Genomic DNA, 6,107 nt, shown 5'->3' with positions numbered 1-6,107 from the left:
TTATTACACTCACAAAATAAAACATTTTCTTTTTGAATCAATTAGTTTTTGTTGCACTCTATTTTGATACATTGGAGTTGATAATGAAAGCCACATGTCAAGTTGAAACGCAACACCTTAAACAAATCTTAATAACTTTTCTTTAACTCATGATAAAATTTAACGTTCGCAGTTTGGAGCTGATAACAAAAAATGGAACTCGCAAATTTACGAGTTCCATTTTTTGTTTAATCGACAGATTTTAATGCACCAAGCATATCTACCTTTTTGATCTTATATGCCATAAATGCCATCACTATTATTGAAAAGAGTATAGTCATTAATCCAGAAATGGCAAAGTTTGACAGAAATAATGTCATGTCTGCCATTGCCGTCTCAGGAGGAAGTGTCTGCATGATGTAATTGTGAAGCCAGCTGCCGCCGACAAATCCTAATATAATACCGATCATAGTTAACATTAGTGTTTCACGGTAAATATACATTACGACTTCCATAGGATAGAATCCCAAAACTTTGATAGTCGATAATTCACGAATACGCTCAGATACATTGATATTTGTGAGTGTAAATAAAACTACAAAAGCGAGTAAAGAAGCGGCAATTATAATGATAAGAACCAGATTATTCAGACCACCTAAGATATTATTTATTGTTTCTTTTGCGTCATCGGATTGCACAACAGTTAGTGATGAATGCTGTTTAGTAAGTTGACGTGAAATGTTATCAATATTTGATGATGAACGATTACTTAATTTCATCATTATGGCATTGTAATTTGTAAATTTATTAAAAACCTTTCTGTAGTAGTTAGAGCTCATGTAAATATCATGTCCGGCAAACATTTGAGTAATATGAGAAACCTTTACTTTATATTTTTTACCATTTGACGTTTTGATCGTCATTTGGTCACCAGTGGTTACATGCATTATTTGAGCTAACTTTTCAGTTATAACGACACCATTATTTGACAAGGAGATTTTTTCAGAATCTCTTGGACTTTTTAGTGTTACATATTTATCAAATTCTTTTTCAGATTTAGGAACAACCAATGAGATTTGTTGATTGTTATTCATGTCTGATGCTTTGGAAGTGATATTCTCGTAATAAATTGTTGTCTTATTTTTAATTCCATGTATATCAGATATTTTATTTTTGTAATTGTTGATATTCTTTGTTGTATATGAAGTATTATACATTCCTATTAAATCATAATGAATAATATCATTGTATTGAGTTTTTACAATTCCATTTAATGAATCTTTTATTCCAAAGCCGGTAATCAGTAGGGCAGTACATCCCAAAATACCAATAATTGTCATGAATGATTTAAATTTATATCTAAATAAATTACGCATTGTTACTTTGTGATTGAATGAGAGTTTCTTCCAGACAAATCGGATTCGTTCTAACAAAATTTTCGAGCCTTTTTTTGGTGGCTTTGGTAACATTAACTTTGCAGGCTTTTCTCGTAAAGATTTACCAGCTACATATAGGGCAGGAAGTACGGTACAAGTTGTAGTGATTAGAAAAGAGATACCTATCCAGATCCATGATACTTTTGTCTGGAAATTTGGAATGACAAAGTTTGCTGCATAAGCGTTGAATATTTTCTTAGGCAATAATGTAGTACCAAACCATGCTCCGATTGAAGTCCCAATAATACTGGAAAGTAAACCATACAGAATAAAGACTTTCATGGCATCACTTTTTTTGTAACCAAGTGCCACTAATGTTCCGAGTTCAATTCTTTTTTCTTCACCCATACGTGACATGGTTATTAATACCACTAATATTGCTACAGCAAAGAAAATAATAGGAAAGGTATTAGATAGTATATCTATACGTTTAGCATCTTCACCATATTGATTGTAGCCTTGATTATAATCGTTTCGTGATTGAATTTGATAATTCAAATTGTCGGTTTCAAATTTTACCTTCTCCTTTTCTTTATTGATGATTACATCGGCATTGTTGCCGTATTTTTTTTGAATGATTTCTTTTTTATTATCAATACTTGTATAAGCTTGATCAATTATCTCTTGTTTTCGTTCATTTACTATTTTTCTGATTGTTGGCTCCGAATTAGATACATTCTTTTCAACTTGACGTTCATAGCTATCTGTATAACTGGATCCTTTTAAGTTATTGTATTTTATCAATGCAGTTGTAGGTGATAGGGACTTAAATGCGCTTTTAGAGACAACAGCGTATGTATCAATTTGACCAGTTCCGACCGATGTTGTAGCCAAATTTTGTTTTAATAGATAATCTGCTGACGTTATGAATCCGACTATTTTGTATTTGGAATTTTTAAGTTTGGATATTTTTTTATTATCTTTGTCTTTTAGAGTTATATGGTCACCAATATGGTAATTTTGACTATCTTTATTGTTCAATGCAATTTCGTTGGATTTATTAGGTAATCTACCAGCAGATCGCATATCTGTACCCGTTACTTTTAATCCTATCAAAATAAATACGCCCAGTGCGAGTAGGGTAGTGATGGATATAAATCTAGCAATTGAAAATTTGAATTCTCTTAAGATATTTTTATTTAAAATTTTCATTTTATTTCCTACCATTCAATATATTCCACTGGAGTCGGATTAGGATTGAATTGATCCAATTTAACTTTTCCGTCGCCAATTTCTATAATGTGATCCGCCATTGGTTTAATCATTCCGTTATGGGTGACTATAATTACATTCTTTTGAGTACTATGACAAAAGTCTTGTAGTAGTTTTAAAATGTTTTTGCCGGTCTTATAATCTAATGCTCCTGTAGGTTCATCGCATAATAATAAATCAGGATTTTTGGCGATCGCCCTTGCTATTGATACACGCTGTTGTTCACCTCCAGAAAGCTCTGCAGGAAAGTTATTACACCGGTCTCTTAATCCAACGCTTTGCATGATTTGTAAAGGATTAAGTGCATTAGGAGCAATTTGTGAAGCCAATTCCACGTTTTCTAGTGAGGTTAAACTTGGAATCAGATTATAAAATTGAAAAACAAAGCCAACCTGAGTTCTTCGATATGCAGTCATCTTTTTGTCTGAATAATTTGAAATATCATTTTTATTTACAATTACTTGACCTTTAGAATTGGAATCCATTCCACCTAAAATGTTTAGTAATGTTGATTTGCCGGCTCCTGACGCTCCCACGATTACGGTTAGTTCACCTTTATTGATATTAAAACTTATATCATTATTTGCGTAGAACCTATTTCCATTTGTAGTATAAATCTTAGAACTATGTTTAACTTCGATGTATGACATGTTATAATCTCCCTAAATAGTCGATGTGTTGTTTTAGTAAATACTAGATTGAATTTATACAACTTTCAACCACCATATTTATACAATGTGTTGGATTTATAAAAGGAGATGTTCTTTTGCAAAGATTAACTAAAACCGACGAGAAAATAAAAAAAGCCTTCATCGATTTGATGAAGGTTAAAGGGTTTGATCATTTAACTGTTAGTGATATTACTAATAATGCAAAAATCAATCGAAGCACATTTTACTCACATTATGAAGATAAGTATGCTCTAGAAAAACATTTTGAAGATATGGTTCTGAATGAATTGAGTGAAGAATTAAATAGTAATTTGGATTCGACTATGAAGTATCAAGACATAAGTAAAGGAATAGAATCTTACCCAGTTATCAATACTATTGTTGATTACATTGAATCTGAGTTCGACTTGATCAAAGTATTGATGGGAAGTACTGGGACGACATTTGAGAGTCGCGTTAAGGACGTGCTATACCAGGTGGTCAATCATGGACTATATTTAGCTAAAGGAAATTCCAAAATGGTTGATCAGATTCCTAATGATTATGCATACGAAATCGTGGTATCGGGAATATTAAATACTATGAAATTCTGGCTGTTTAAGGATAATCCTGAAGATAAGGATACAATAGTCGATATTATTATGAAAACACGCTATTTAAGTCCGTATGACCTTCTGGGTGTTGATAATCAGTTTGGTAAGACAATCAAGGTTTGATTTTTAATTCATTAATATTATTAATACTCATTAATTGTTTGATTTTGTCTAGTAATTCCTGATTATTATTATATTCCGCAAAAGCAATAGAAGTAGTTAGCGCATGACTGAGTCGATTATAGTCGATCGGAAGACTTTTTAGTGCGTTTTGTGCAGCTGTGAAATATAGAGTATCAGTAAATTTTCCAGTAAAATATTTGTCGAATTTATGTAATCCAATTTCAATTAGAGAATTACTACGGTCAAAATTTTTGTTTTGTGTGTACCATGTAGCAATCCTAGTAATCATTGCTCGATAGTAATAGAATTCAGTATTGGAATTGACTACTATGCTTTCAATATTTGAGTAAGCCAAGTCGTAATAATAATCTGTTTTGGTATTTTGGCTTTTATCGGAATAAATTGATCCTAATTCAGAATAAATAACCGTTCCCCAAAAGGTATTTCTATTCTGTAATAATTCTAATGAATAATTTAATTGAAAGACGGCCTCGTCGCTGTCTTTTTTTGATTCTGCAGTTTTGGAAAGCAAAAAATGTAGATGTGCCTTTCCTGAGGAGGGGAGAGCACTCTCTTTTATATCGTTAGCAATGGATTCAACAAGAGTGTAGTTCGAATCCTGAACGGCTTGATCCATTGTTTGAAATTTATCGATATAGAGATTACTTGAAGGCAAAGAAGAAAACTCCGAGAAAACATTATCTAATGTTAGATGTAACTTTTGACAAATGGAAATGAGAACGTTAGTTGAAGGTGGGATATTTTTGTTTTCTATTTTACTAATAATTGCCTGAGTACAAATTCCATCTGCTAATTCTAATTGACTCATGTTTAACTTTTTACGTTGTTCTTGAATAATTTTTCCTAAAAGCATAATTTTCTCCTAACTAATATTACTATTAATAATAAAATGCAGTTAAATTACATCAATATATTACTTATAGTAATATTATATATAATAAATATCCAGCTTTTAGCGTTACAAGATTAAATTAAAAAGTAAGCTTTTTCATAACGACACAATAAACGTATTTACTAAAAGATTTGATATTAGTAAATTTCAATAGAGATGGCTGAAATATTTAAAATGATTTTGTAACTACATTAGCTACAGGTTTCGTAAAAAAAAGTAAAAAATAGTAGGTCCGAAGACCTACTAAAATGAAATTCTATTGATGTAACTTAATATATTCTAAGATGATTTTCTTCTCATCTGCCGTGGCTTCGTAATCACCAGATTTTAGATTATGAATTCGCTCAACTGACAAATGACTTTCAAAAGCAAATTGAGTGTCATTCATATCCTTACTACGTTCAAATTGAATAATTGATTCAGCTATACTTGGTTTGTCCATAAATAAATAACCTCCGATAAGTCCATCATATCATTTAAGACTTAATTTATTGAGTATATTTTTAAAATGTTGACCATCTAGTAATTGGCCAGTAACGCCATTTAACTTCACCAACGATTGCTTTTTTATTGATAAAGCCAATAATACGACTATCCTTTGAAACGGTTCTATGATCTCCCATAACGAAGTAGGAACCAGCAGGTACTTTGTTTGTTCGTTCAATCTTCTTCAAAGTTGAAGTGCTGTATCTTTGCTGCCATTCAGGAGCAGTTTTGGCTAATTGGCTCAAAGTGAAGTTATACGTGTAACTGTATGCTTTGCCAGCATAAATGCTTGTATCAGGTTCCTTTTTCTTGGAGCCGGCATCTAAGAAACTCTCGTTGAGCTTCTTACCATTAACGTACATCTTGTTATTCTTTGAAGTAACAGTATCGCCAGGCAGACCGATGATTCTTTTAATATAAAAAGAACCAGGTTCATCAGGTGCTTTTAGTACAACGACATCCCCACGTTGCAAATTAGTATGTCGAACGGCAATTAATTTTTCACCGTTTTCAAACGTAGGTTGCATTGAAGGTCCTGAAACTCTATCGTTTGAAAATACAAATTGCATCAGTAGGAAGAACACTGCATAAATCGCGACCGTTAGAGCAATAGTTTGCAGCCAAAACTTCCAGCCGCTTTCTTCTTTTTCCGGCCTTCGTCTTGTATTATTTCTATTCATAATTCACCTCATAC

General features: G+C 32.0%; 6 protein-coding genes. 1 reads left to right on the top strand and 5 read right to left on the bottom strand.

The window, feature by feature from the left end:
• Positions 1-227: 227 nt before the first annotated feature.
• Together EKM79_RS08925 and EKM79_RS08920 are read right to left on the bottom strand one after the other, a co-directional pair.
• A complete protein-coding gene (locus EKM79_RS08925) occupies positions 228-2,567 on the bottom strand; it encodes an ABC transporter permease (RefSeq protein WP_125568019.1) in 2,340 nt (779 codons plus the stop codon).
• 8 nt (positions 2,568-2,575) lie between these two features.
• Positions 2,576-3,277: an ABC transporter ATP-binding protein gene (locus EKM79_RS08920; protein WP_125568017.1), complete on the bottom strand. Its 702-nt coding sequence runs from the start codon at positions 3,275-3,277 to the stop codon at positions 2,576-2,578.
• 116 nt (positions 3,278-3,393) lie between these two features.
• Between EKM79_RS08920 and EKM79_RS08915 the strand changes: the two genes are divergently transcribed.
• Positions 3,394-4,014, top strand: coding sequence for a TetR/AcrR family transcriptional regulator C-terminal domain-containing protein (locus EKM79_RS08915; RefSeq protein WP_125568015.1), 621 nt, complete (start codon positions 3,394-3,396; stop codon positions 4,012-4,014).
• Here the strand turns inward: EKM79_RS08915 and EKM79_RS08910 are convergent.
• The 3 genes from EKM79_RS08910 to lepB form a co-directional block, all read right to left on the bottom strand.
• Positions 4,004-4,888 (bottom strand): helix-turn-helix domain-containing protein, encoded by an 885-nt coding sequence (locus tag EKM79_RS08910; protein WP_125568013.1) that lies wholly within the window; start codon positions 4,886-4,888, stop codon positions 4,004-4,006. The genes EKM79_RS08915 and EKM79_RS08910 overlap by 11 nt on opposite strands.
• A 295-nt stretch (positions 4,889-5,183) precedes the next feature.
• The gene (locus EKM79_RS08905; RefSeq protein ID WP_025024457.1) at positions 5,184-5,369 is read right to left on the bottom strand and encodes an LBP_cg2779 family protein; all 186 of its coding nucleotides are present in this window, start codon (positions 5,367-5,369) and stop codon (positions 5,184-5,186) included.
• 61 nt (positions 5,370-5,430) lie between these two features.
• Positions 5,431-6,093: a signal peptidase I gene (lepB, locus tag EKM79_RS08900; protein WP_125568011.1), complete on the bottom strand. Its 663-nt coding sequence runs from the start codon at positions 6,091-6,093 to the stop codon at positions 5,431-5,433.
• Positions 6,094-6,107: the final 14 nt, after the last annotated feature.

The sequence above is a fragment of the Companilactobacillus insicii genome (assembly GCF_003946015.1).
Lineage (GTDB): Bacteria > Bacillota > Bacilli > Lactobacillales > Lactobacillaceae > Companilactobacillus > Companilactobacillus insicii.
Note: the sequence above shows the minus strand (reverse complement) of the source record. Positions and strands in the feature narration are given on the sequence as shown.